Source organism: Pseudomonas salicis (assembly GCF_057128705.1).
The window spans coordinates 1-2,581 of the sequence record NZ_JBSKHU010000015.1; the positions used below are offsets into that span (position 1 = coordinate 1).

General features: G+C 60.5%; 3 protein-coding genes. All 3 read right to left on the reverse strand.

Annotated features, from left to right (window positions below; all coding sequences use genetic code 11):
- Nucleotides 1–572, reverse strand: a 572-nt coding sequence (locus ACWKWE_RS29185; protein WP_483852482.1) for an extracellular solute-binding protein, incomplete at its 3' end; no start/stop codon positions are given.
- Between the two features lie 150 nt (nucleotides 573–722).
- Complete coding sequence (locus ACWKWE_RS29190) at nucleotides 723–1,829, reverse strand: ABC transporter ATP-binding protein (protein WP_483852483.1); 1,107 nt, start codon at nucleotides 1,827–1,829, stop codon at nucleotides 723–725.
- A partial coding sequence (locus ACWKWE_RS29195; RefSeq protein ID WP_483852484.1) for an aminotransferase class III-fold pyridoxal phosphate-dependent enzyme occupies nucleotides 1,829–2,581 on the reverse strand: 753 nt, incomplete at its 5' end. The genes ACWKWE_RS29190 and ACWKWE_RS29195, both read right to left, overlap by 1 nt.

Here is a 2,581-nt window from a genome sequence, read left to right on the forward strand (position 1 = left end):
GCCAGTACCGTGTAGACATCGGCAGGCTTGACGCCGTCGGCCATGAGGGCGATTTCCAGCGTCATGCGCGCTTGCTTACGCAGGCCACGCTTGCCGGGCCATTTCTTGACGTTCCAGAAATCGGCCCAGGTTTTTGGGCCGTCGCTGGCGAATTTCTTGTTGTCGTAGGTCATGACTTCCGACCAGACAATCGCGCCGACGCCGCACGGTGCGAACTTGTCTGCGGGGATATCGCCGGCGTTGCTCAACTTACTGTGGTCCAAGGGTTCCAGCAGCCCTTGCTCGCAGGCCAGGGCCATTTCGTTTTCGTCCATCTGCACCACGTCCCACGTAGGGTTGCCGGCCTGGACCATGGCTTTCTGTTTGGCGATGCCGCCGTCGTACGTGTCTTGCACCACGGGTTTGCCGCTCTGTGCTGCATAAGGTTTGAAGTAGGCCTTATCGAACGCTTCCTGAGTGGCGCCACCGAAGCCGACGGCGGTCAGGTCTCGGGCCTGTACGGCGTGGCTGGCGAATAAGGTGGCGGCGCAAATCGAACAGACCAGTGCGGTGCGACGGAATATAGAGGACATGTTTGTCCCTCCTGCTGTTTGAGGATGGAAATGGAAGACAAGGTTCACAAACGGGCAGTGACGAACTAAACGGTGTCAGGGATGGTGTGCATGGTTGCCTCTCGGATCGTTATTGTTGTCGAGACTTATCGTTATCGGTGCAGCGGTAGATCAGCTCAATTCGAATAGATGGGCGTCGTCGGTACTCCAGTCAAAGCCGGTCATCTGGCCGGGTCGCAGTTGCTTGAAGAGGGCGTTGTTGGGCACTTTCACAATCAGCGCTTGCTGGTTGCTCAGGCGCAGATGCACCCGCAGGTGGTCGCCGAGGTAGACGGTATCGGCCACCGTCGCCTGCCAAGGCATGCTTGCCATCGGACCCAAGCGAATGTTCTCGGGGCGGATGACCAGTTCGACCCGTTCAGATCGCAGGCCCTTGAGCGCTTTGGCGGAGCCTGTGACCTGTAGCCCGTTTTCCAGGATTACTTCACAGGTCTGCTCATCGCGATGCCGGGCGGCGCCGATCAACACGTTGTTCTCGCCGATGAAGTTGGCGACGTAGGCGTTTTCAGGGTGCTCGTAGAGCGCCGTGGGCGAGCCGATTTGGGCGATGTCGCCCTGATGGAACACGGCAACCCGATCCGACATCGTCAGCGCCTCGCTCTGGTCGTGGGTCACGTAGACGATGGTCACGCCCAGAGATTTGTGCAGTTGCTTGATCTCGTACTGCATGTGCTCGCGCAGGTTTTTGTCCAGTGCGCCCAAGGGCTCGTCCATCAAGATGATTTCCGGCTCAAAGACCATCGCCCTGGCCAGGGCCACGCGCTGCTGCTGGCCACCGGAAAGCTCGGTGATGCGCCGTTGCTGCATGCCATGCAGCTGCACCATGTCGATGGCGCGCTTGACCTTGGCCTGTAGATCTGTGCGATTGAGGCCGCGCATTTTCAGGGGGTAGGCGAGGTTTTCCTCGACACTCATGTGCGGGAACAGCGCGTAATTCTGAAACACCATGCCCATGCCTCGCTGATGAGCCGGTTTTTTCTGGATCGGCGTGCCACCCATGAGAATCTCGCCCCGGGTCGGAGTTTCGAAACCAGCGAGCATCATCAGCGTTGTGGTTTTGCCGGAGCCCGAAGCGCCGAGCAGGGTCAGGAATTCGCCCCGACTGATGCCGAGATTCAGATCCTTGATGACTAGCGTCTTGCCGTCATAGCTTTTCTGAACGCCTTTGAACTCGATCAACGGCAGAGTGGTTTGAGGGACAGCGGCCTTGGCGTTCATCACAGTGAGAACCCGTTGGCCAGAGCGACGACATCCAGCGCGCGCGTCAGGCGGGCGACCAGTTCGGCGATCTCTTCGGCGGTAATGATGAAGGGCGGCGCGAGGGCGATGGAGTCCCCCATGTTGCGTACGATCAGGCCTTGTTCCCGGGCCGCCCGCTCGACTTGGGCGCCGATGCCGATGTGCGCTGCAAAGGACGCACGGGTCGTTTTGTCCGCGACCAGTTCCAGCCCGGCCACCAGGCCGATGCCGCGCAGCTCGCCGATTAGCGGGTGTGCCAGCAGCGGTTCCAGTTGCTGATGCAGCAGGCGGCCCAGCTCCTCGGTGCGCTCAGGCAAATGCATTTCCTGGTAGACGGTCAGGGTTTCCAGCGCTACTGCGGCCGCCACCGGATGGCCCGAGTAGGTAAAGCCGTGGCCGAAACCACCCAATTGCTGGCTCTGCTCTTCAATGGCCTGATAGACATTCCCCGCGACCACCACGCACGAGATGGGTTGATAACCCGATGACAGGCTCTTGGCGCACGCCATCATGTCCGGCGCAAAGCCCAGGGTCTGATGCCCGAACCAGCGACCGGTGCGGCCAAACCCGCAGATGATTTCGTCGGCCAGAAACAGAATGTCGTGCTTCTTCAGCAGCGCCTGAACACCTGCGAAGTAGCCCGCAGGAGGGACAATCACGCCACCGGCGCCCATCACCGGTTCCGAGATGAACGCGGCGATGGTGTCGGCGCCTTCCGCTTCGATGCGCGC

Bases quoted from the DNA above. Each gene is read 5' to 3' on its own strand.
- ACWKWE_RS29190 (WP_483852483.1), bottom strand. From the start codon at position 1,829: ATGAACGCCAAGGCCGCTGTCCCTCAAACCACTCTGCCGTTGATCGAG.